Source organism: Paenibacillus campi (genome assembly GCF_034659835.1).
GTDB classification, from domain to species: Bacteria; Bacillota; Bacilli; order Paenibacillales; family Paenibacillaceae; genus Saccharibacillus; species Saccharibacillus campi.
Window position 1 is genome coordinate 762,889 of the sequence record NZ_JAXSQZ010000002.1, and the last position, 24,133, is coordinate 787,021.

22 protein-coding genes are annotated in these 24,133 nt (G+C 49.4%); 20 read left to right on the forward strand and 2 right to left on the reverse strand.

Translation table 11 applies throughout. The features are described 5' to 3' along the window. The first annotated feature begins 98 nt into the window (after positions 1–98). The 7 genes from U1I11_RS08440 to U1I11_RS08470 all read left to right on the forward strand — a co-directional run bounded on the left by U1I11_RS08440 (position 99) and on the right by U1I11_RS08470 (position 6,484). Complete coding sequence (locus tag U1I11_RS08440) at positions 99–1,205, forward strand: prephenate dehydrogenase (protein WP_322905597.1); 1,107 nt, start codon at positions 99–101, stop codon at positions 1,203–1,205. A gap of 1,308 nt (positions 1,206–2,513) precedes the next feature. Then, complete coding sequence (locus tag U1I11_RS08445; RefSeq protein WP_188775420.1) at positions 2,514–3,110, forward strand: RNA polymerase sigma factor; 597 nt, start codon at positions 2,514–2,516, stop codon at positions 3,108–3,110. Then, positions 3,107–3,733 carry an anti-sigma factor family protein gene (locus tag U1I11_RS08450; RefSeq protein WP_322905599.1) on the forward strand — a complete coding sequence of 209 codons (627 nt, stop codon included), beginning with the start codon at positions 3,107–3,109 and terminating at the stop codon, positions 3,731–3,733. Before U1I11_RS08445 ends, U1I11_RS08450 begins: the two co-directional genes overlap by 4 nt. 289 nt (positions 3,734–4,022) lie before the next feature. Next, the gene (locus U1I11_RS08455; protein WP_322905601.1) at positions 4,023–4,598 is read left to right on the forward strand and encodes a histidine phosphatase family protein; all 576 of its coding nucleotides are present in this window, start codon (positions 4,023–4,025) and stop codon (positions 4,596–4,598) included. A gap of 269 nt (positions 4,599–4,867) precedes the next feature. After that, a complete protein-coding gene (locus tag U1I11_RS08460; protein WP_322905603.1) occupies positions 4,868–5,374 on the forward strand; it encodes a gamma carbonic anhydrase family protein in 507 nt (168 codons plus the stop codon). 22 nt (positions 5,375–5,396) lie between these two features. Beyond that, entirely contained in the window at positions 5,397–5,636 is a 240-nt protein-coding gene (locus tag U1I11_RS08465) for an IDEAL domain-containing protein (RefSeq protein WP_322905605.1), read from the forward strand. A 206-nt stretch (positions 5,637–5,842) separates the two neighbouring features. Next, positions 5,843–6,484: a DUF1405 domain-containing protein gene (locus U1I11_RS08470; protein WP_322905607.1), complete on the forward strand. Its 642-nt coding sequence runs from the start codon at positions 5,843–5,845 to the stop codon at positions 6,482–6,484. Positions 6,485–6,682: 198 nt separating this feature from the next. Here the strand turns inward: U1I11_RS08470 and U1I11_RS08475 are convergent, their stop codons facing one another. Further along, positions 6,683–7,558: a YitT family protein gene (locus tag U1I11_RS08475; protein ID WP_322905609.1), complete on the reverse strand. Its 876-nt coding sequence runs from the start codon at positions 7,556–7,558 to the stop codon at positions 6,683–6,685. Positions 7,559–7,896: 338 nt separating this feature from the next. Here U1I11_RS08475 and U1I11_RS08480 point away from each other — a divergent pair, with 338 nt between their 5' ends. From U1I11_RS08480 to panD, 10 genes are all read left to right on the forward strand, one after another. Further along, a complete protein-coding gene (locus U1I11_RS08480; RefSeq protein ID WP_322905610.1) occupies positions 7,897–8,265 on the forward strand; it encodes a nucleotide pyrophosphohydrolase in 369 nt (122 codons plus the stop codon). A 1-nt stretch (position 8,266) separates the two neighbouring features. Beyond that, on the forward strand, positions 8,267–9,070 hold the full coding sequence (dapB, locus tag U1I11_RS08485) for a 4-hydroxy-tetrahydrodipicolinate reductase (protein ID WP_322905613.1): 804 nt from the start codon (positions 8,267–8,269) through the stop codon (positions 9,068–9,070). A 142-nt stretch (positions 9,071–9,212) separates the two neighbouring features. Beyond that, positions 9,213–9,641, forward strand: a complete 429-nt coding sequence (locus U1I11_RS08490) for a methylglyoxal synthase (protein WP_188775440.1) — start codon at positions 9,213–9,215, stop codon at positions 9,639–9,641. After that, entirely contained in the window at positions 9,638–10,336 is a 699-nt protein-coding gene (gene bshB1, locus U1I11_RS08495; RefSeq protein ID WP_322905615.1) for a bacillithiol biosynthesis deacetylase BshB1, read from the forward strand. Before U1I11_RS08490 ends, bshB1 begins: the two co-directional genes overlap by 4 nt. Before the next feature lie 130 nt (positions 10,337–10,466). Next, positions 10,467–11,627, forward strand: coding sequence for an N-acetyl-alpha-D-glucosaminyl L-malate synthase BshA (gene bshA, locus U1I11_RS08500; protein WP_322905617.1), 1,161 nt, complete (start codon positions 10,467–10,469; stop codon positions 11,625–11,627). An 8-nt stretch (positions 11,628–11,635) separates the two neighbouring features. Further along, positions 11,636–12,937 carry a CCA tRNA nucleotidyltransferase gene (locus tag U1I11_RS08505; RefSeq protein WP_322905619.1) on the forward strand — a complete coding sequence of 434 codons (1,302 nt, stop codon included), beginning with the start codon at positions 11,636–11,638 and terminating at the stop codon, positions 12,935–12,937. Beyond that, positions 12,930–13,901 carry a biotin--[acetyl-CoA-carboxylase] ligase gene (locus U1I11_RS08510; RefSeq protein ID WP_322905621.1) on the forward strand — a complete coding sequence of 324 codons (972 nt, stop codon included), beginning with the start codon at positions 12,930–12,932 and terminating at the stop codon, positions 13,899–13,901. Before U1I11_RS08505 ends, U1I11_RS08510 begins: the two co-directional genes overlap by 8 nt. A 663-nt stretch (positions 13,902–14,564) precedes the next feature. After that, positions 14,565–15,437, forward strand: coding sequence for a 3-methyl-2-oxobutanoate hydroxymethyltransferase (gene panB / locus U1I11_RS08515; RefSeq protein WP_322905623.1), 873 nt, complete (start codon positions 14,565–14,567; stop codon positions 15,435–15,437). After that, positions 15,434–16,339 (forward strand): pantoate--beta-alanine ligase, encoded by a 906-nt coding sequence (gene panC, locus U1I11_RS08520; protein WP_322905625.1) that lies wholly within the window; start codon positions 15,434–15,436, stop codon positions 16,337–16,339. The genes panB and panC overlap by 4 nt, the downstream gene beginning before the upstream one ends. Beyond that, on the forward strand, positions 16,332–16,715 hold the full coding sequence (gene panD, locus U1I11_RS08525) for an aspartate 1-decarboxylase (RefSeq protein WP_322905627.1): 384 nt from the start codon (positions 16,332–16,334) through the stop codon (positions 16,713–16,715). The genes panC and panD overlap by 8 nt, the downstream gene beginning before the upstream one ends. Positions 16,716–17,021: 306 nt before the next feature. On the opposite strand, the gene U1I11_RS08530 is transcribed toward panD, so the two are convergent. After that, a complete protein-coding gene (locus U1I11_RS08530) occupies positions 17,022–18,743 on the reverse strand; it encodes a methyl-accepting chemotaxis protein (RefSeq protein ID WP_322905629.1) in 1,722 nt (573 codons plus the stop codon). Between the two features lie 523 nt (positions 18,744–19,266). Here U1I11_RS08530 and dinG point away from each other — a divergent pair. Genes dinG through U1I11_RS08545 form a run of 3 tightly spaced genes read left to right on the forward strand, consistent with a single transcriptional unit; the run spans position 19,267 to position 24,105 of the window. Continuing rightward, positions 19,267–22,161 carry an ATP-dependent DNA helicase DinG gene (gene dinG, locus U1I11_RS08535; RefSeq protein WP_322905631.1) on the forward strand — a complete coding sequence of 965 codons (2,895 nt, stop codon included), beginning with the start codon at positions 19,267–19,269 and terminating at the stop codon, positions 22,159–22,161. After that, positions 22,158–22,817, forward strand: coding sequence for a redox-sensing transcriptional repressor Rex (locus tag U1I11_RS08540; protein WP_322905633.1), 660 nt, complete (start codon positions 22,158–22,160; stop codon positions 22,815–22,817). Before dinG ends, U1I11_RS08540 begins: the two co-directional genes overlap by 4 nt. Continuing rightward, positions 22,798–24,105 carry an amidohydrolase gene (locus tag U1I11_RS08545; RefSeq protein WP_322905635.1) on the forward strand — a complete coding sequence of 436 codons (1,308 nt, stop codon included), beginning with the start codon at positions 22,798–22,800 and terminating at the stop codon, positions 24,103–24,105. Before U1I11_RS08540 ends, U1I11_RS08545 begins: the two co-directional genes overlap by 20 nt. Positions 24,106–24,133: the final 28 nt, after the last annotated feature.

Consider the following 24,133-nt stretch of genomic DNA (forward strand, 5'->3'; position numbering starts at 1 on the left):
ACTGCTTCACGGCATCGAGCGGCTGTTTGTCGGTTATTCACATTGTGTCGCTTTAAAGCAGCAGGAAAGACAATCGATAAAGAATGAGTGGGATTATAATGATGACAAAAATTGCAATTTTCGGTGTAGGGTTGATCGGTGGTTCGCTCGCTCTATGCTTTAAAGGAAAACCGGGTCTGCATGTGACCGGATATACACATCTGCCGGAATTGATCCATACATTTCGGGAAAGGCAGGTTGTTGATCATGCAACATTGTCAGTGGAAGAAGCGGCGCTGGAAGCGGACTTTATTTTCCTCTGTGTGCCGGTCAGCTTGCTCAACACGTATTTGGAGCAGCTTAGCCGTCTGCCATTGAAAAAAGGTTGCATTATTAGCGATGTTGGCAGTACAAAAGCATCGATTATCGCTTGCGCCGAGCAGCTTCATTTTCGGGCAGATATACATTTTGTTGGCGGGCATCCGATGGCAGGCTCGGAACGTTCCGGTGTTGGTGCAGCGTCTGCGCTATTATTTGAAAATGCATATTATGTGCTTACGCCGCCAGCCGATGTGCCAGAGCAGGCGTATGACCGTCTCGCCGGGTTGCTATCTCAGCATACACGCGCCCAAGTCGTACGTGTTGAGCCGGTACTGCATGATGAAATCGTTGGTGCAATCAGTCATTTGCCGCATGTGATCGCGGTAGCGCTCGTCAACCAGATTCGAGGCTATAACGAACATAATCCGCTATATCGTATGCTGGCAGCAGGCGGATTTCGCGATATTACGCGTATCGCTTCCAGCGATCCGATCGTCTGGCGGGATATTTTGCTTAGTAATCGGCAAATTGTGCTGAATTTGTTGGAAGATTGGAACGAAGGGGTACAGCGGTTTATAGAGCTGTTACAAACGCAAGATGCGCGCGGTATTGAACAGCAGTTTGAACATGCAGGTGCTTTCCGTGATGAACTGCCTGAGCGTCGTAAAGGCATGATCACCACATTGTACGACCTGTACTTGGACGTGCCGGATCATCCGGGCATTATTGGCAAAATTACGACCGAAATTGGCAATCGCGGCATTAATATTAGCAATGTGCAAATTATCGAAAGCCGTGAAGACGTGCCTGGCGTAATGCGGCTGTCGTTCCGTAATGAGAACGAGATGGAGCAGGCGAAGGCGATGCTGCTCGATCGTCAATACAGCGTATTTGCACGCGTATAGTGCTTATCATATCAACATGCACCTCATTTATGAACAGCGGTGTCTGCTGACAGAAACCGCTGTACTAAAGGGGTGCATTTTGGTTGGTGAACATAGATCGTCTGAAGTTAGCGATTGCGGACTGTGACATTCGAACTGTGCGTTCACGCAGTACATCAGCGCCAAAATGGTTAAACTCTAACAACGGTTCAAACTACTGCATGCAGCATCTGACGTCGCTGTACACCTCATAAAGTCGAACGTTGCCATTGTGCATTAAGCGAGATTTATTTAAGTTTTAAAACTGATTCAAGCACGTATTTAAAAGGGAGTAAGTATACTATAAAAATTTAAATTTAACTTAGTCAATGTACTGCCAGTAGGCTGACCGGCTTAAATTCAATGTCTGATGGACTACAGAGAATTTTCCAGCGTCAAAAGTCAAATCGTAAAAAAATCAAAAATATTTGGCAAAAGGGTTGACGAAATGAAAGCGCATACAGTATACTTTAACTACAGTATGGTTTCTCTCCACTCCTATCCAATAACTGGAGCACCTGAAATAGGGTACTCAGCCGCTAACAAATGTTAGCGGTTTCTTTTTTGTGTATAGCCATTAAATAGGTCCTATCGACTTGGTGCTTGTTATTGTTTTATGGTATAACAGAAAAGTGATTTACATTGCTCTCTTGCTCGATTGTACAGCATGCAGGTAGAGTATACATAGTCGTTATGTTGGAATGGAAATGAACAAAGTTCGTCATATCGCTTGCCGTATCGCTTAATTATATCGATTGTATGTGCACATTGATAGCCGAAGCGGTTACACTCGTTCGGATAAAATGGCAAAATAGGGCAACCTTTTGACTTTGCTTTGCGTCTATAAGTCAGGTATGATAACAAGGTTGTGCGTTGCCTTTTACTTGTATTAACGAGTCAAATAAGGAACGCGATCGTGATCGCCAGGTTGGTATGATGCAGCGGGTCGCAACCTGGACGCCCGATTAAGCCGAATGCGATCGCGATCATCAGGTCGATATAGCTACGATGGAGCTACGGATCATAATGCATGTCAACATAGATGAACGAATGGGGCGAAGAACGCTCTTTTTCGGTTACAAGGCGCCTGGGGGAAGGCATCGTTTTGGCTTATTGGATGATCGTCAATCGGTCAAAAGGCAGGTGCTTGCTCCGCTATCTGTTGTGCAATCCGGCTACAGATGGCGGAATTTCAGTAATGAACCGCAACTTTTACGCTCCTGTTCAGTATTAATGAATACATAAGGAACGGGACGATGCGGCGGCAACAACGAGGAGGGTCGCATGTCGATGACAGATTCCCTGATTATTCAGGAAATAAAAAATGGCGATGTAGAGCTGTATTCAGAGCTAATGCGTCGTTATCAGCGCAAAATTCTGGCATTCATTTATCATATGCTGAAAAGTGCCAATTTGGAAATGATGGCGGAAGACCTTTGTTCAGAAACGTTTTACAAAGCGTACAAAAGTCTTCATTCCTTTCGCGAGGTGGATGCATCCTTTTCCACTTGGCTGTACACGATTGCCCGTAATACGGTGCTAAGTGAGCTGCGCAAGCAAAAAGCCGGCCATGTACCGCTGGAGGAAAGCGGTTATACGCCGGTCGCTCCAAGCACGATGGTGCCGGAGCATGCGGTATTGCGCGGTGAACGTGTACAAATGGTACGTGATGCAATTGACCAGTTGCCAGAAAAGCAGCGGTCCGCTTTGATCCTCCGCGAATATGACCAGTTGGATTATCAAGAGATTGCCGATATCCTCTGTCAAAGTGTAAGCTCCGTCAAATCTCTTTTGTTTCGGGCGAGGGCGAGTGTGAAAACACGATTAGAGCCGTATTTTCACGATTCGGTCTACGATGAGCCTATTGAAGGGATGAAGGGAAAATGAATTGCAGAGATGCCGAGCTATTATTCGGAATCTATTGGGATATGAAGCCGGATGATCCGCGTCGTAAGGCACTTCATCAGCATCTGAACGAATGTGAAAACTGCGCAGCCGAATTTGCGATCTGGCAGGAAAGTCACGAGCTGATGGAAGCGGAAGCAGCCGCACTATCGATCGATCCAGAGTTGGAGCTACGGGCTGAACAAATGAATCGCAATGTGATGGAGCGAATTTATGCGGAAACGCCGTGGGTGCTGCAAAATGGTGCCAAACGCGGCCCGATTTTGCGTATGTTCCGACGCCGTCTGTCCTTCTGGATTGCGGCGGTAATTGGGGTGTTTTTGTGCAGTTTTGTGTATTTAACGCTTGATGTATCGAACAGTTTCCATATCGATGTTGCGCAGGAACCGGTATCCGGTATTGTGCCTACCGGTGTGGCAACAAGTGATGCCACGACCGTTATGCATTCGTCGCTGCATTTTGCCGGTTCGCAGCGCGGGCTAATCGATCCGCTCGTCATTCAGATGGACCCGAGTCATCCGCAATATTGGATGATACTGTCTGTCGTTGGCATGCTGCTTGCTTTGCTGTCACTGCGCTGGCTCGGACGTGTGCGCCATCGGTGAAGTACGATCGTATGCTGTACAATCGCTCTGCTCATTCACGTTCGTATAAGCAACCGATAATGCCTATCTAGTAGCTTGTCTCAAATTTATCCAGGGATTGCGTTCGTCTGAATGCTGTACGGTTCAAGCACGGTTCAAGCATGGTTCAGATGGACGCAACCTTACATTTTCCTGAGACAAGTCACTAGGTGAAAATCGGTTGCTTTTTGTGATATAGAGCAATATACTTTGAGCGGATTGCTGGTAGATGGTCAGAGACAGTATAAGTGCGGAGAGGGTGGCAGTTAGGATGCGTATCGGATTGATTCGGCATGGTTTGACCGATTGGAATGCGCTTGGACGTATTCAGGGACATAGTGATATCCCTTTAAATGAACAGGGCAGACAGCAGGCGGCAAAGCTTGCCGAGCGGCTTGCGGTCGAGCCGATTCAGTGGAATCATATCATTTCCAGCAGCTTGCAGCGTGCGCATGAAACGGCGCATATTATTGCACAGCGACTGGATATTCCACTGTTGGAGCCGGATGAGCGGCTCAAAGAGCGCGGGTTTGGACAAATTGAAGGGATGACGTGGGAAGAACGCGAAGCGAAATGGGGCGCGGATTGGGAGACGATTGAACTGGGACAGGAGCCGCTTGCTGGACTGCAAAGTCGGACACTGGACTTTTTAGATACATGCTGGCAGCAGTTTCCTAACGATAATATATTGGTCGTTAGCCACGGCGGGCTGTTGTCGCAGTTGTTCAAATTGCTCATGCAAGAGCGCCATACCGAGCGTGTTGGCAATTTGTCGCTTACCGTGTTGGAGCGCGAAACGGATGTGTGGAATACGGTGCTGTATAACGACAGTACTCATTTGCAATAAATCGTTTTATTAAATAGTTTTAAAGATAGCCTGGCGTATGCCGGGCTATTTGGTTATAATTGGAATAAACAGCGATTCATTTTATGAATTTGGGCATTTTACGCTGTTTATACACGCACAAGTCGTTTTGGCGGTTTTGGATGGAATGAGGAAAGGTCGCTCTGTTGGTAAATATGACAATTGTTTTATCAAATCTGCCCCCCTTTTTTACAAATTTGTTGATACGCTTACATTGATTTTGGTTAAAATGCAGATAAGGAGCGGATGACATGTTATTACCCTACAAAAATCGCATGCCGAGTGTGGCGGACAATATTTTTATTGCCGAAGGCGCAAAGCTAATCGGTGACGTCAATATCGGAGCATACAGCAGTGTTTGGTTTAACGCCGTCCTTCGCGGTGATTTGGCTCCTGTCCAAATCGGACAGCGCTGCAATATTCAAGATTTAGCTGTAGGGCATGTGCATGAAATTCATCCATTACTTATCGAAGATGACGTTTCTGTCGGACACTCGGCTATCGTTCACGGCTGTCGCATCGGCAAAGGTTCGCTGATCGGCATGGGCGCAATTGTGCTGAACGGTGCGAATATTGGAGAGTATTCGCTCATCGGCGCAGGCACCATTGTGACGGAGAACAAAACGATTCCCCCTTATACTCTAGCTCTAGGCTCACCTGCACGGGTTATCCGTGAACTGACGGAAGCAGATTTGCAGCGCATGGCCAAAACGACGCAAAGCTATGTGGATAAAGGAGCGGAGTTCAGAAATCCCTGAATAGCATATGGAGGTGCGCCCTATGTACAAGATGAAGGTAACCTACGAAGTTATGTTGGGTCTGGCTGCAGAAATGGTATGGGATCAAATCTTGCGTGACCATCGGATTGAAGAACTGAACACACTCATTGACCGGGCGCTTGCCGATCGCGATGAACAGGCTTTCCAACAATGGACGAGCGAATTACGCTCACTAACACCGGCGATCAATACGACATTGCCAGAAGTGGAGCGTTATGAACGCAAATCGCTGTCACACTAATGATCATGCATGCGCAATACGGGACATACACATTAAATATCGTATACACAATACATTTCGATAAAAGTCCACCGGAATTCAAGGTGGACTTTTTGGTTGTTTACACGTACGGTTTGTACTTTTACAATAATAAAGATTGATGCAAATCTAGTCACCGTTACCAGGAACGACGGCTGGATACCCAATAGAGACAAAGGAGACTGGGCATGCCGATTTGTTATTTTTGGAGCAGAGCTTTTTTGACGAGCCGTGCGCTGTTGTGGCTGCTGCTCATTTGCAATGGGTTAGGTACGATTTACGGATATTATTGGTATGCGCTGCAACTGGAATATACGCTGCTGCATTGGCCGGCATGGATGGTCGTGTTTGTGCCGGACAGTCCGACGGCGAGTCTGTTTTTTAGTGTAGCGATTGTATTTCTGTTGTTTCCGCCACGCTCGCGCTGGTTGCAAGCGCTACGGGCGCTGTTTGAAGCGCTCGCTGTGGTCACTTCGGTAAAATATGGGGTCTGGGCGGTGACGATGATTTTCTGGGGAGCCGCGCTTGGCGATCCGCTCGTATGGCAGGATTGGATGCTGACCGCTTCGCATTTGACGATGGCGATTGAAGCATTGTTATATGTACGTTTCTTTATGTTTCGGCATACGACACTACTGCTCGCACTCGGCTGGACGTTGCTCAACGATTATATGGATTACAGTCAAGGCATTTACCCGTGGCTGACCGAGCAGCTTGTCCGGCGTTTGAATCAGGTGCGTAATTTTACGGTGACATTGACGTTTGTATCAGCGCTGGCTGGTGCCTGGGCACTGTGGCAAGCACGTCATGAGCGTAGATGGAACAAGTAAGCTGTACATGGGTAACGTAAACTCCTCTAAAACGGAAAAGATAGCCGTTGTAGCGCTCGCTGCCTCGCCCTGTGTAGGAAAGAGCATCGTTTCTGTGTAGCGAGCATCGCTTTATGTGGTTGGAAATCGAACGTATTCGGCTGCAACGCTGCCGAAAGCCGCTTGGTCACAAGCGGCTTTTTGCTGTGTAGAAGTTTTTTAATGCGACTGCTCCTCGCGGAAGCCTTCGCCGTGTACATCGTTTACTTCATTAATGATCACAAAGGCGCGCGGATCGATCGCTTTGACGATCAGGTGGATGCGGCGGATTTCCTGACGTGAGACGACGCAGTATGCCATCTGTTTCGCTTGCCCGGAATAGGCACCAATCGCCGGAATGAGCGTCACACCGCGATCCATTTCTCTCATAATTTGCGCGGCGATCATTTCGGCATGATCGCTAATAATCGTAAACGCTTTGCCAGAATAAGCGCCCTCCTGAATAAAATCGATCATTTTGGTGGCGATAAATACGGTGACGAGCGTATACAGCACCAGCTCTTTGGAAATAAAAAACAGCGATGCGCCAATAATCGCAATATCGAGTCCGAGCATAATTTGACCGATCGACCAGCCAAAGCTGCGATTCAAAATGGTCGCGATAATGTCTGAACCGCCGGTCGTACCGCCAAATCGAAACACAATGCCAAGCCCAAGTCCAAGCGTGACACCTGCATACAGTACAGCAAGAATATAATCATGTTCCGTTTGAAATGGGGTAATCCAGTCGCGTTTGATCAGCCATTCAAACAACCATAGAAAAAACGATAATGAGCCAATCCCGACACCGGTGTAGATCATACGCCGCCAGCCGAGCATTTTCAGCCCGATCAAAAACAGCGGGATATTAAGCAACAGCGTCGACAAAGCAGGCGCAATCCCAAAGGCATAATTGAGCAAAATGGTAATGCCGGTTACGCCGCCTTCCATCAGTTTGTTCGGAATAATAAAGTAGAGCAAGCCAAACGCATAGATCGCAGCACCACATACAATCGGCAATATGACGCGTAGCTGCTTCCAGAAACGTTGTGTCACGCGTGAACACCTCCATAAACGAGATTGTGAAGAATGAGTATGTCATTTTGAACAAAAAAGCATTTGTTTTCAAAATCGCTTTAGGATAACATGGTAATGATAACAGGCACGAATGAAATGGTAGGCGCTCTGGATGACACCAAATCGAAATAAACGATAGCTCATCCGGCAGCATGCTTGCAGCCACTCCATCCTAACTATAGGAGGAAGTTACACATTCGGCAATAGGCAGGGACAGCCTGCACTGACCGTGCTGCATATGGATACAGCAATCGCTTTTTTGTGCTGTGACAGCGCGTTCGGTCACAGAATGAATTTGGTTGATGGAGGGAATACGAATGACAGACAAAACGTTGGCAACGATGCAAAAGGAAGTCGATGCTTACATTTCACAGTTCAAAGAAGGCTATTTTTCGCCGCTGGCGCTGCTCGCGCGCATGTCCGAGGAAGTGGGCGAATTGGCGCGCGAAGTGAATCATACTTATGGCGAAAAGCCGAAAAAAAGCGATGAAGCGGACAATTCGATCGAGCTGGAGCTTGGCGATATTTTATTCATTACGATCTGTTTTGCCAATTCGCTCGGCATCGATCTGACTGAAGCGCATAACAAAGTAATGCATAAATTTAATACACGGGATAAAGACCGTTGGACACGGATCGAAGACGGTACTGCCGACGATTCTGCACAAGCAGGCAAAGGAGAATAACATGAGTGAACCGATTAAAGTGATTGTAGCAGGAGCCGGCGGACGGATGGGCCGCGAAGTGGTGAAGCTGGTGCTGGGTGACGAACAATTGGCGCTGGCAGCGGCGATTGGACGCTCAGATGCCGGACGTGATGCGGGTGAGCTGGTCGGTCTGAAAACGGCTGGTGTTGCACTCGTTGCCAGTTTGGAACAAGCGTTGGCAGCGGCGGACGCGGACGTGCTAGTTGATTTTACGACGCCGGAATTTGCGTATGAGCATGCCCGGCTCGCGATTGGACATGGCGTGCGTCCGGTAATGGGCACGACCGGTTATACACCAGAGCAGATTGAGGAACTGGATCGTTTATGCCAGGAAGCGGGCATCGGTGGCTTGATCGCGCCAAATTTTTCGATCGGTGTCATTTTGATGATGCGTTTTGCGGCGCAGGCGGCAAAGCATTTTCCGCATCTGGAAATTATTGAAACACACGGTGATCATAAGCTGGATGCACCTTCTGGTACGGCGGTCAAAACGGCGGAAATGGTGCGCGAAGTGCGCGAATCGCTTCACCAAGGTAATCCGAATGAAAAAGAAACGATTCCAGGCGCGCGCGGCGGTGAATTTGACGGTTTCCGCATTCATAGCGTACGCCTACCAGGAGTGTTTGCGCAGCAAGAAGTTATTTTCGGCGCATTTGGACAGTCGCTCAAAATTCGTCATGATTCGTATGAACGTGCCGGTTATATGCCAGGTGTCAAAATCGGTGTGCAAAAGGTAATGGAGTATACGGGCATGGTGTACGGGTTTGAGCGCTTTGTCGATTAATGATCGTCGAGATGGCAGCGTTTGATGCGATATTGTTCAACGTAAACGTTAAACAGGAAGCGGAGACTTCATGATAAGTTGGGCATATCCAGCCTGATTTGCCTATATGCTTGCACAGACTAAATTATTAGGGGAGATTGCCATGTTCCAGATAGCTTTTGTCGCGCATGACCGCAAAAAAGATGAGATGGTTAATTTTGTAACCGCCTATGAGCATGTATTTCACGGTCATAAGCTGTATTCGACCGGCACGACCGGACAGCGCATTATGGCGCAAACGAAGCTGGACATTCACCGCTTTATGTCCGGCCCACTTGGCGGCGACCAGCAGATTGGAGCGCTAGTGGCGCAAAATGAGCTGGATTTGATCATTTTCTTGCGTGATCCGCTGATGGCGCAGCCGCATGAACCGGATATTACCGCCTTGCTGCGTATTTGCGATGTGCAAGGTATTCCGGTTGCTACCAATATTGCGACTGCGGAAATTCTCGTCAAAGCGCTGGATCGTGGCGATTTTGCCTGGCGTGAGCTTGCACATAAGTACAAGCCTGCCGGAGAGGAACTAAAATGAGTACAAAGCTAGATATCCTTGTCTTCGGTGCTCATGCCGATGATGCGGAGATCGGTATGGCGGGCACGATTATAAAACATACCTCTGCCGGCGTGCGAGTCGGCATCTGTGATCTGACGTATGCGGAGATGTCTTCCAACGGTACGGTGGAGCGGCGCCAGCAGGAAGCCGCTGCCGCCGCTGCTGTGCTCGGTCTGTCCTATCGCAGCAATCTCGGGTTGCCAGATCGCGGGCTGGAGCGTAATGCAGCGCAACTTGCCGCGATTACGGCGGAAATTCGCCGCTGTGCCCCACGGATCGTGTTTGCGCCTTACTGGGAAGATCGCCATCCGGATCATATATGGTGCAGTCGATTAGTGGAAGAAGCGGTATTTAATGCCAAGCTGCGCCGCTACATGCCGGAGCTCGCTCCAGTGCAGGTGGAGCAACTATATTATTATTTTATTAATGATACGGCACCAGCAAGCGTGCTCGTCGATGTGACTGCTCATTATGAGCGTAAAGTCGACGCGCTATCGTGTTATGCTTCGCAATTCGGTCTGGCAGCGGGCGATGATACGGTCGCCACGCCGCTCACTCAAGGTTATGTGGAGCGTGTCCGTTACCGTGATGCGATTGCCGGGCAGCGCAGCATGATTCCGTATGCAGAAGGTTTTGTGACCAAAACGCCATTTGTGGCGGAGCGGTTGCTGTAACGTAAGTGTTACGACTAGCGCTGGTCAATGTATACAATTACAGATGTGCCGAGTGAGCGCAATGAAATGAAAGCGGAATCGATTAACATATACACAGAATGACACACATAAAGGAAGGGAGATTGCCCTTATGGACACGATGCTGAAAATAGGCATCACTTGTTATCCTTCACTTGGCGGATCGGGCGTCGTGGCTACCGAACTGGGCAAACTGCTTGCCGAAAAAGGGCATGAAGTTCACTTTATTTCGCATAGCGTACCTTTTCGCTTAGGAACTTTTCATAAAAATATTTTTTATCACGAAGTTGAAGTAAACGACTATTATGTCTTTAAATATCCGCCATACGATCTGACCCTTGCGAACAAAATGGCACAGGTCGCCAAAATGCAGCAACTCGATGTGCTGCATGTGCATTATGCGGTGCCGCATGCGGTCTGCGCTTTTCTTGCTAAACAGATGGTCGGTGAGCATCTGAAAGTGGTCACTACGCTACATGGCACCGATATTACAGTGCTGGCGCAAGACGAATCGCTGAAAGACTTGATCCGGCTCGCCATTAACGAAAGCGATGCCGTTACCGCCGTCTCGCGCGATTTGATTCGTGAGACACGCGAGTTGCTTGATATTACGCGCGATATTGATCTGACCTACAATTTTGTCGACAAACGCATCTATTATCCGCGCGAAATTGAGCAGCTATGCAGTGATTTTGGTTTTGGCGATGACCGGATCATTATGCATATTTCTAACTTTCGTCCGGTCAAACGTGTCGGCGATGTCGTTGAAGCATTTGCGCGTATTAATAGTGAGGTGCCGTCACGACTCGTATTTGTCGGTGAAGGGCCGGATTTGCCGAAAATTCAGTGGCGCATTCAGGAGCTAGGTTTGACCGAGCGTGTACATTTCCTCGGTAAACAAGACGATATTCCACAGGTGATCTCGATGGCGGACATTTTGATGCTGCCGTCGGAAAAAGAAAGCTTTGGACTCGTTGCCTTGGAAGCGATGGCATGCGGCGTACCGACGATTGGCTCACGTGCAGGCGGTATTCCTGAATTGGTTGTGCATGGAGAAACCGGCTATTTGTCATCGATTGGCGATACGGACGATATGGCACGCCATGCGATCCAATTGTTAACAAATCCGGCGCTGATGGAGCAGATGCGTCGCAATTGTATTACGCGTGCAAACGGGGAGTTTAGCAATGAAGCGATGATGGACAAGTATGAACAAATTTATTACCGGGTGCTAGGACGGCAGATGCCGACAGCTTCGCCGGTGCGGGGTTGATTGATACGATGATGCAATGGAAATGGGTGGAGGCGCACACGGCGGAACGGGGGTTGTCCCTGCTCCGCCGTCTCGCTGACCACGGATATGAAGGTTATTTTGTCGGTGGTTGTGTACGTGATGAACTGATCGGCAGGCCGATTAACGATATGGATATCGCTACCAATGCGACGCCAGCGCAAGTGCTGGAACTGTTCGAGCATACGGTGCCGACCGGGATTGCGCATGGTACGGTAACGGTCATTGTGGAAGGTGAGCATTTTGAATTGACCACCTACCGGACGGAAGGGCAATATGTCGATCATCGCCGTCCAGAACAGGTGGAATTTGTCAGCGATCTGTATGAAGATTTGCGGCGACGTGATTTTACGATGAATGCGATTGCGCGCGGACTGGATGGCAACTATGTTGATCCATTTCACGGACGGGACGATTTGCAAAAAGGGATGATTCGTGCGGTTGGTGTGCCTGGTGAACGTTTTGATGAAGATGCGCTGCGTATGCTGCGCGGGTTGCGCTTTGCATCGGTGTTTGATTTTGAATTGGAGTCGGATACGTGGGCGGCATTGTTGGAGCGCCGGGAGCTGATTCGTTATATCGCCACCGAGCGCATCCGGGTCGAAATGGAAAAGATGATCGCCGGTTCGCATCCGGTCAAAGGCATTCGTTTGTTGCAAGCGAGCGGTTTACTGCGCTACATGAAAGTGCATATTCCTTGCCCGGCAGCACGCTCGGAACTGCTGGAACGGCTGGAAAAAGTGCCGGGTGAGCCGTGGGTGCTGCGTTGGACGCTACTGGTGCTTGCGCTCGGCTTGAATGATGAAGCGGCACGGCAGGCGCTGAAACAGTGGACATTTTCCAATGCAGCGGTTGATCATGTCGTGAAGTTATTGCGCCTGCATGAGCATTTGTTGACAGTGGATGCGCCGGGCAGCGCTGCCTATGGGAAAATGAAAAGATTGCGTTTATTGCTCATCGCTGGAGTGCTGCAATATGGGCGCGATACAGCAGCGCTGTGGCAGCAGTTATACAGCGCTTTGCCGGATCATGATCATACCGATCGACTGCGCTTATTGTATGAACAAGCACCGACATGGATCGATAGTATGCACGCTTACAGTTTGGCTGATCTGTGTGTAAACGGTCAGGATGTGTTATCTGCACTGAATACATGTGGCGGGCCGTGGCTCGGTAAGCTGATGCAGCAACTGTTACTGGCGGTGGCGAGCGGCGAACTGGTCAACGAACGTCATGCGGTGCTCGATTATGCGCGTACTTGTGCGGAAACAGGAGGGAAGACGGATGCATGATGAGCAATTGCTGGCGTTGTTAACCGAGCGACCTGGTGAATACGTTTCCGGTGAGGAAATTAGTCGCCGTTTGTCGGTTAGCCGTACCGCTGTTTGGAAAGGCATTAACCGGCTGAAAGAGCAAGGGTACGAATTCGATTCGGTCACACGTCGCGGCTACCGAATTGTACGTTTGCCTGATCGATTGGATGAAGTGTCGCTGCGTTTGCAGCTTGGCAAGTCCACTTCATGGGGACAACCGCTACATTTGTTACAAACGATCGGCTCGACGCAGGATATGGCACGCGAGCTGGCGGAGAGCGGTGCAGCGGAAGGAACACTTGTGATCGCTGAACAGCAAACGGCAGGTCGTGGTCGTCAAGGCAGAGCCTTTTATTCGCCTGCCGGACGCGGTGTGTGGATGACGGTCGTATTGCGTCCGCAGCAACCGCTGCAATATACGTCGCAATTGACACTGCTTGCCGCTGTCGCCATCTGCCGTGCGCTGCGCCATGTGAGCGGGCTCGATATCGGCATTAAATGGCCTAACGATCTGCTGATCGGCAATCGAAAAGTATGCGGTATTCTCGTCGAGTCAGCAGCCGAGGACGGTTATGTGCGTTATGCGCTGGGCGGGTTCGGAATCGATGTGAATGTGGCGTTAGAAGATTTGCCGGAAGAAGTGCGTCCGCTTGTGACTTCGCTGCGTATTGAACGCGGCGAGCCGATCGATCGTACCGCTATCGTGGCGGCGATTATGGGCGAGCTGGAATCGCTGTATACTCTGTACAATCGTGAAGGTTTTGCGCCGATTGCGGCATTGTGGGAAGCATTTGCATTTGCGATCGGCAAAGCGGTAACGGTCAAAACATTGCAAGGCACACTGGCAGGCATTGCCCGCGGGTTGGGGGATAATGGCGAACTGCTGCTTGAGCAGCCGGATGGAGACATCATTCGTGTGTACTCGGGTGAAGTTGGATTTTAAAACAGTCGGAATAGCTCTTAAAGTGAATAACTATATCATTCGTAAACAGCTATATTTTTTACGGCAAAATAAGTGTAATTCCGTGTACACTCTGGTATACTATGCAGGAAGACGGTATCGGCATGACCGAGCCGTACTTTATTATGTTAGATTGGTGTAAGCTGGCAGGCGAGCACCGTCATACGGTATGTGTTACCGTTGTTTGGCAGAACATTTGGCAGACCGCATCCGTGGTGAATAAGGGAGTTTGACCGTTAATGGCAATCCGCCCTGTGCGATTGTACACAGATCAGAGAACGGCATCATGATGAGCCGGATCATCTGTATTTGCTGACAGCAGCCTATCGCCTAGTGAAAGAAAGTCTGTGATTTTGCTGACCGAGCGGTAAATACCGTCTTATGAGGCTGGACAAGCTGGAGTGTAAACTTCGTACATCCGGCAATACTGCCATTGTAACTAACGATTCGTATCGACAACTGGATACGCTGATGAAGCGAGGTGTTGGCCACCATTCAATTCTGCTCTGAGCCGCTACAGGACCGAGACGGGAGAGATGATCGCAAAGTGACTCTTTTTTGGACTCTGGACCTTTTTCGTGTGAGGCGAAAAGGTTTTTTATTTTGTCCGAAATTGATACTACATTCAAAGGAGCTTGATGTCACATGGCAGCCAAAACGCCGCTAAATATTGTTAAAATGAAAAAGATGAAATCCGAGCGCATTCCGCTCACGATGGTAACCGCGTATGATTATCCGACAGCTCGTCTGGCTGAAGAAGCCGGTATCGATCTGCTGTTGATCGGGGATTCGCTTGGCAATGTTGTGCTAGGCTATGATTCGACCATTCCGGTTACGGTTGACGATATCGTGTATCATTCACGTGCAGTTGCACGTGGTGCACAGTCGACTTTTATTGTGGCGGATTTGCCTTTTATGACCTATCACGGAAGTATAGACGAGACGCTGCGCACCGTTAAGCGCATTATGCAGGAAGGTCATGCCCATGCGGTGAAGCTGGAAGGCGGCGCCGAAATTGCTGATACCGTCGCAGCGATCACACGCGCCGGTGTACCGGTGCTCGCCCATATCGGTCTGACACCGCAATCGGTGCATCAGATCGGTGGCTATCGCATCCAAGGCAAAGATGAGCAAGATGCACAGCGTTTGCTAGATGATGCTAAGGCACTGGAAGCGGCAGGCGCATTTGGCGTCGTACTGGAACTGGTGACTGAAGATACGGCTGCGCGCATTACCGGCGAACTGTCCATCCCAACGATCGGCATCGGTGCTGGTCGCGGTTGTGACGGTCAAGTGCTCGTCTTCCATGATGTGGTTCAATATACCGATCATTATCGTGAAAAACGATTTGTCAAAACGTATGCCGATGTGGGCACGACGATCCGCACGGCGTTGGAGCAATATGTAAACGATGTGAAAACACGCGCCTTTCCGGCACAACAGCATGTGTTTAACCCGGATGAAAAGGCACTTGATTCACTGTATGGACAACAACGGAAGGTGGAGAATTTATCGTGAAGGTCGTAAGCAGCATTGCTGAAGTTAGAGCAGCCGTTAAACAGCTGCGGCAGCAGCGCAGTCAAAATGGTAAAGAGACGCTGGTAGGGTTGGTGCCAACGATGGGCTTTTTGCATGATGGTCATGCAAGCCTGATGCGCCGTGCCAAGCAGACGAGCGATATCGTCGTCATTAGCATTTTTGTCAATCCGATTCAGTTTGGACCGAATGAAGATTTTGAGCGTTATCCGCGTGATGAACAGCGCGATCTGGCGCTGGCGGAACGTGAAGGCGTGGATATCGTCTTTATGCCTACGGTAGCGGATATGTATCCGACACCGACCAAAACGCATGTGGCCGTTGCCGAGCTGACCGACACATTGTGCGGCGCTTCGCGTCCAGGTCATTTTGACGGTGTATCGACCGTGGTGACCAAGTTATTCCATATCGTAAAGCCGGATGCGGCGTTTTTCGGCGCCAAAGATGCGCAACAAGTGGCGGTCATTCGCCAGATGGTTGCCGATCTGAATATGGATATCGAGATTGTGGCATGTCCGATCGTACGCGAAGCGGATGGATTGGCGCTTAGCTCGCGCAATGTATATTTGTCGGCAGATGAGCGCCAGCAAGCGCTCGTGCTGTCCCGTTCGCTAGAGCTGGCGAAGCGACGTCTGCAAGAACAACCGGGTATGACGGCTGGTCAAGTGCGCGAATTGCTGCGCAATGAAATTGCCGCTTCTCCAATTGCGGTAATCGACTATGCTGAAGTGATGAGCTTTCCGCAGCTTGAAGCGCTGTCCGATCACACCGTGCTTGATGACGTGAAACCGGAAATGATTATGGCACTCGCTGTTAAATTCGGCAAAACACGTCTGATCGATAATGCTATTTTGGAAACGAAAGGGGTTGCCCTGCATGTTTAGAACGATGATGAAATCCAAAATTCACCGTGCGACGGTAACCGAAGCGAACTTGAACTACGTCGGCAGCATTACGATCGACGAAGACCTGATGGACGCTGCCGATTTGCTGGAAAATGAAAAAGTACAGATCGTCAACAACAACAACGGCGCCCGTCTGGAAACGTACGTCATTACCGGGCCGCGCGGCAGCGGTGTGATTTGTCTGAACGGTGCAGCTGCGCGTTTAGTACAGCCGGGCGACAATGTAATTATTATCTCGTATGCTGTGCTCGATAACGCTGAAGCGCAGACGCACCGTCCGACAGTCGTATTTGTGGATGATGCGAACAAAGTGGTGCTGGAAGCGCACAAGGAAGTGCACGCGACGATTGTGTAAAGGGAAGAAAGCGAGTTCGTTTCGAGGAGATAGGCAAGTTATACGTGAAAGACGTTGATTTGAATCGACTTGCTGTTAAATAAACGAAATAAACGGATTGCCGGTTCAAGTGACAGGCAATCCGTTTTTCGTTATGAAGCGGTACAATTAAGTTACATACGTTTTACGAATATTTTCCATGAATCCTTTATTCCCATAACAATGGCTTGGTCGCTAGCGTTTCGGACAGATCGTCTGCTTCTGTCCATCTGTGTAGTTGCTTTGTAAAGCGCACAACAGCGCGCCTGATCAACAACCGGAACAGCATTATACTTTAAAACGTCCAATCAAACCATTCAACCGCTCTGACAATCCTTCCAAATGATGCGCCGAACTGTTCACATGTTCCATCGCAGCTTGTTGTTCCTCGGCACCTTCTGTAACTTGCTCAAAGCGATGGGCGGATTGGCGGGTGATGCCTTCCATTTCGTCAACCGAAGCGAGCATTTGCTGGGAGATGGCGGATATTTCCGCTGACGATTCGGACACTTGATGAAGCTGGGCAGCGACTTCACCGAGGCGATCGTGAATATGTTCAAAGGCATGCCCGGCATGGTTTACAACATTCATGCCGGTATGCGCTTCAGTGCGATTTACTTCCATATGGCGGTATAGTTCATGGATTTCGCGCTGCATCGCGGTGACGATTTCCGCCACGATTGTTGCCGAGGATTGGGACTGTCCGGCGAGCTTTTGCACTTCACCGGCGACGACCGCGAAGCCGCGTCCATGTTCACCGGCACGAGCCGCTTCGATCGAGGCGTTCAAAGCGAGCAGATGCGTTTGTCCGGCAATATCGTTGATCAATTGCAAAATGCCTTCAATCCGGTCGGAGTGCTGCTGCAACTGTTCGGTCGCTACCGCCATTCGCTCTGACGATTGCGTGATCGCTTCCATTTGCGTAACTGCCTGTCCGATCGACTGCTTGCCTTGCACGCTTTGCTCCAGCGTATCGCCGGATCGATCGGAGACGATCGTAACCGCTTCGGCAATGCGCTGCATCCCGATGCTCACTTCATTCATGCCATGCTGCATTTCGAGTGCATGAGCCGCCTGTGTTTGCGTATCGGCAGCTGTCTCGTGCACATGCCCGGCAATCGTGCGGCTCGTATCGGCAGTCGCCTGCGATTGTGCGGACAATCCGACCGCCGCCTGTTGCAACTCCGCTGCGCTGTCGCGAATGCCGACGATGACTCCTCGTGTATCGGTCACGAGTCTGCCAAATGCCGCTGACAGTTGCCCGATTTCATCTTTGCTTGTCGGGATGATCGCTACCGTCAAATCGCCTTCATTCACCCGGTGAATCTGCTGCGTCAGCCGTTGCAACGGACGAATCAAATAGCGGGCGAGCATATACACAAGCAGCAGACTCACTAGCAAAATAACGAGCGAGACGGCGATCGTCGTCTGCTTGGACTTCTGCATTAGCGCATAAATGTTAGTTGCATCCAGATCAGCGCCTAACACACCAATCGTTTGCCCGGCAGCATTTTTGATCGGGACAAAAGAGGTAATAATCGCGCCATATTGGTCTTGGCTTAGATCGCCAATCGCTGCTTGCCCGGTATCAAGCGCTTGTTTCATCGCAGGGTAAATATGATCTTCGACTGTGCCGAGCGGCGAAAAATCATCTTTCGCTGCATTTTGCGGTGCACCGTCGACGATGTAGACGTATTCGGTTTTGCCGTTTTGCTCGATCCGGTTCAATGTATAAATGTAGCGAAACCCGTTATCTATACGCAGCTTGTTCAATTGCTGACGTAGCTTTGTATAATAGAGGGTTTCACCGCCTTCACGGGGCGGAATCGCCGCATATTGTGCCGGGTCAATCAACGAAACGGCGCGCAGTGCGACATTTTCCGCCTGTTTGCCGATCGATTGAATGACTAGCGAACTGGACGATTGATATACGGTAATACCGATGACAGCAATACCGATGACGATTAGGCTGGAGAAAAATAACATCATTTTTGCAAATAGGCTATTCAATCGATTATCCCCTTCATGGTGTACGCGCTTGATTAGGACATGTATACAAATCGTAAGTCCGTTTAGCCTTTGGATGAATCCGTGTTAGATTAAAGTGCAGTTCTGAAAAGTACAGGCATCATCCCGTCATTTTTTTCGGATTATGATCTAGTGGCACCGCTCTCGTTTGTATACATGTCGCAAATAAGTAAGTATAATCGTATAGGTCTTATTAATCAATGCATATAGGTATTTATGCTTACTATAATCCAGTCGGCTACAGTTGTAAATCATTGCTTGGTCAGTTTCCGCGATTTGTCAAACATTCAAGCCGGTTTATACAAACAAACTGGAACAACCGTTCGTTTTGCGGTATACTATCATTACTATAACGCCGAAGCAGGGTGATACTGTGCGAGCCGATTCGCGCCCGGTATCACCTTTTATTATGGTTGATTTTCAAAACTGCGGTCTTCTGGTATGCTGATAGTTGACGATTTTACATCAGGTGCCGACAGACTGCTGGGAAAGGATTTAGACATCCATGAAATTTGCTGTACTCGATTTTGAGACAACAGGGACCCAGGCAACAGATGATATTATTCAGGTGGGCCTTGCCATTATAGATCATGATTTAACCGTCAGCCAAGTATACAGTTCGATGGTCAAGCCAAACGGGAACATCCCGGCATTTATTACCGGGCTTACTGGCATTAGCAATGCCGATGTGGCAGATGCGCCAGAGCTGGACGATGTGATGCTGGATATGATTCCACTGCTGGAGGATGCCGTACTCGTCGGACATAATGTCGGCTTTGATCTCGGCTTTTTGCAGCGAGCGCTCGATCGTACCGGTTATTTGCCGTTTACGGGTAGAGTGCTGGATACGATGGACTTTTTGCGTATTTTTTTTCCGAATTTGCCAAGCTACCAGCTCAGTATGGTGAGCAGCTCGCTTGGTTTTCAGCATGACCGTCCCCATCAGGCGGATAGTGATGCACTTGCCACTGCGCATGTGTTTTTAAAATGTATTGCCGAGCTGGACGATTTGCCGCTCATTACGGTGCAGCGTTTATCCGAGCTGTTCGACAATCAGGATAGCGATCTCGGTTGGTATTTTGACGGTGTACGGATGCAGCGTGAAGCGCAGCCTGCCCAAGACCTTGACAGCCATCGCTTTTATCGCCAGTTGGCGTTAAAGGTGGGCGATTGGATCGATATTCCGCCAGCGGCGGACGAACGTGGCAATATGCCGCTTGCAGACACATCGTTTGCGCAGTTTATCGAGCAGGTGAAGGACAATTTGCGCAATCTGCTGCCGGATTATGAAGAACGCGCCCCGCAAAACCATATGTTTGACGAAGTGATGCAGGCGCTGACCGATGAGCAGCATCTGCTGATTGAAGCAGGCACCGGTACAGGCAAATCGCTCGGTTATTTGCTGCCTTCGATCTATCATAGTGTAAAGCATAATGAACGGGTCATGCTCAGCACACATACGATCAATTTGCAGGAACAGCTGCGTGAGCGCGATGTGCCACTGCTGACACAAGTTATTCCGTTTGCGTTCCGGGCGGCTGTGTTTAAAGGACGGCAACATTATTTGTGTCTGCGCAAATTTGAGCATAAAATAAATACGAAGGAATTTCAAAGTCCCAAAGAGGACGTTTTAATCGCTGCTCAGATGATCGTCTGGCTGACCGCCACCGAAACCGGAGACGATGAAGAACTGAATATGGGCAATCGTGGCGGTGATTTCTGGGAAACGGTAGCGAGTGACACCGATTCCTGCCTCGGTCGTGCTTGTCCGTGGTTTAAACAATGTTATTATCATCGCGCCAAACATGAAGCCGGTGCCGCCGATGTAGTCATTACGAACCATTCCAAGCTGTTCACTGATATTAAGGCAGGGCATCAGCTATTGCCAAGCTATGAACGGCTCGTCATCGATGAAGCACATCATCTGGAAGATGTGGCGGGTAAGCATTTGGGCATGCACATGAAATATTTCACATTGGTTCATCCGCTGCTGCGTCTGTTCAAAGACAGCAAAAACGGGCAGCTTGCCGTATTGCGTCAGCAACTCGGTTCATCCGGTAGCGAACGGGCGATGGAATGGGCGATCGCGATCGATAATTTGTATCCGGAGCTGGCGGATATTAAAGAAGATTGGGATAAGCTAAACGAGCTGCTGTTTGCGCTTTTGCCGCAGCGCAGCGATGCCGGGCCAGGGGAAGCGGCACAATTTACACTGCGACTGCTGCCTGACAAAAAGCCGGAGGAATGGGCGCACATTACCGAGCTGGAAAACCGCATCCATATCGCGCTAAGTCAAATGATTCGGCAGGGCGAACATATTATGGGCAAAATCAAAGATTCGGATGACATCGTGGACACGGACGGACTTGTGACCGATGTGACCGGACTATTCAAAGATTTGGGCAGTGTGCGTGACGATCTGCGTCATTTTGTGAAGTTGGATAGCACAGATACAGTATATTGGTATGAAGCCAATGCCAGTTACCGCAGCAAATCGCTGCAAATGTACGCTGTACCGGTCGATGTGAGCGAACAGCTCAAAGAGCATTTTTTCGATAAAAAGAAAAGCATTATTTTGACATCGGCAACGTTATCGATCGATAAAAATTTCCAGTATATGATCGAGCAGCTTGGACTCAAAGAAGCCGAGCAGCAGGGCAAGTTGAATACGGTCATGCTGGAATCACCGTTTAATTATCGCGAACAGTCATTGGTGCTCATTCCGCGTGATTTTCCGACTTTAAAAGGAAGTGTGGGCGATGAACATTTCGTGTCGATGCTGGTGGAATCGCTTGCCGATGCGGCGCGTGCGACCCGTGGACGTATGCTCGTGCTATTCACTTCCTATCGCATGCTCAAGCAGGTGTATGAGCCGCTGAAGGAGAAATTATCTACGAGTGAGATTGCTGTTTTCGGTCAAGGTGTGGACGGTGGTAGTCGCACAAAGCTAACCCGTCGTTTTCAGGAGCATCCGGCATCCGTATTGCTCGGAACGAGCAGCTTCTGGGAAGGCGTCGACATTCCGGGTGAGGCGCTGACTTGCCTGGCGATCGTGCGCTTGCCTTTTCAGCCGCCAAACCATCCGCTTGTAGAAGCGAAAAGCGAACGGCTCAAACGGGAAAAGAAAAACCCGTTTATGAAATTATCTGTGCCACAGGCAGTAATCCGGTTCAAACAGGGCTTTGGGCGACTTGTCCGCACGGCAAACGATCGAGGGATCGTGTTGATTTACGATACGCGGGTCATTGAGGCTTATTACGGCAGACATTTCCTGTATTCACTGCCAGGTCCCAAAATGGAACATATGTACACAAGTCAGATGATTCCCCGTATTGCCGAATGGTTGAGTGACCTGCCACAGGAAACGGAAGCTGCAAATCAAGAGGGGGAGCAAGCATGAAATCCGAAAAAATATCTGAAGCTGTCGTGCGAAGATTACCTGTCTATTTAAGATATCTAAATGAGCTGCATGCCCGTGAAGTGCCGACCGTATCGTCGCAGGAGCTAGGGCAAAAGCTCGATTTGAATCCAGCGCAAATCCGGAAAGACCTCGCTTATTTTGGCGATTTTGGACGCAAAGGGATCGGTTATGATGTGTCTTATTTGATCGAGAAAATTCGTCATATTTTAAAGCTCGATCAGCAGATTAATGTGGCGCTGATCGGTGCTGGTAATCTCGGTCATGCGCTATCCAACTATAACGCCTATTTGCAGGAGACGATGAAAATCGTCGCTGTATTTGATTCGTATGAGCCAAAGGTCGGCACGAAGATCAATACGCTAACCGTGAAGCCGATGAGCGATCTGGCAGAGATGATTCAGGCGAAACATATTCGCGTTGGCATCATCACGGTGCCAAATACAGAAGCGCAGCGTGTCGCTGATCAATTGATCGATGCCGGCATCGAAGCGATTTTGAATTTTGCGCCGATCATTTTGCGTACACCACCGCATGTGCGTGTGCATACAGCCGATTTTACGACCGATTTGCTTAGTCTTGCCTATTACCTTGAAGATGGAAAGGAATTAGAAGCCAATGAACAACTCTCCGAGTAAATGGATAATTAAAAACGGTATTTTTGCCGTTTTAAACGGGCACAAGCCTGTACTGCACGGTCATATGGTGATCGAAAATGACCGGATTACGTATATTGGTGAACAGGAGCCGCAACTGGAAGACGATGTGACGGTCGTAGACGGACGCCATCAATTTTTTATTCCAGGTCTTGTAAATAGTCATGGGCATGCAGCGATGTCGCTATTGCGTGGTTATGGTGATGATTTGGCGCTGCAAGTATGGTTACAAGAGAAAATGTGGCCGATGGAAGCGAAGTTTACGAGCGATGATGTGTACACCGGTACAGCGCTGTCTGTACTGGAAATGCTCAAAGGCGGCACAACGACATTCCTCGATATGTATGATCGTTCCGAGCGCGTAGCTGAAGTGGTGGAGCAGTCGGGTATGCGAGCCGTGCTTATGCGCGGCGTTATCGGTCTGTGCTCAGAACAGGAGCAGACGGACAAGCTGAATCAAGCGGTGCAATTTGTACGCGACTGGCACGGTAAAGCAGATGGACGTATTACGACGATGATGTCTCCACATGCGCCGTACACTTGCCCACCGCAATTTATCGAGCGTTTTGTACAAGCAGCGCATGATTTGGATGTGCCATTGCATACGCATATGTCCGAAACGATTGCCGAGGTCGAGCTGAATGTAGCCGATTATGGTCTGCGTCCGGTTGCCCATTTGGAAAAATTGGGCGTGTTTACCCGTCCGACATTGCTAGCTCATGCTGTTCATTTGAATGATGAAGAAATTGAAGTGCTGGCGCAACATAAAGTGGCCATTTCGCACAATCCAGGCAGCAATTTGAAGCTGGCAAGCGGGATCGCACGCGTGCCTGATCTGCTGAAAGCAGGTGTGATCGTCTCGCTCGGAACCGACGGCCCGGCAAGCAATAACAATCTTGATATGTTTGAAGAAATGCGACTGGCTGCGCTTATTCATAAAGGCGTATCCGGCGATCCGACCGCTGTACCGGCAAGCGAGGCGCTACGAATGGGCACAGAATACGGTGCCAAATCGGTGTTCCTTAACGATACCGGCAGCTTTGAAGTTGGCATGAAAGCCGATATTACGTCACTCAATATCGATCAGCCGCATTTCCTGCCATTTACGGACTTTATCTCGCATACAGTCTACTCGGCAAGTGCAAAAGATGTGCTACATGTATGGGTGGACGGCAAACAAGTAATTAAGGATGGCGTATCACTGACGCTGGACGAGGAGAAAATCCGTCGTGAAGCGCAGTCGGCGTTTGAAGACTTGCTGACACGCTGACTTGCAACAGATTAGAAAGGATGGCATG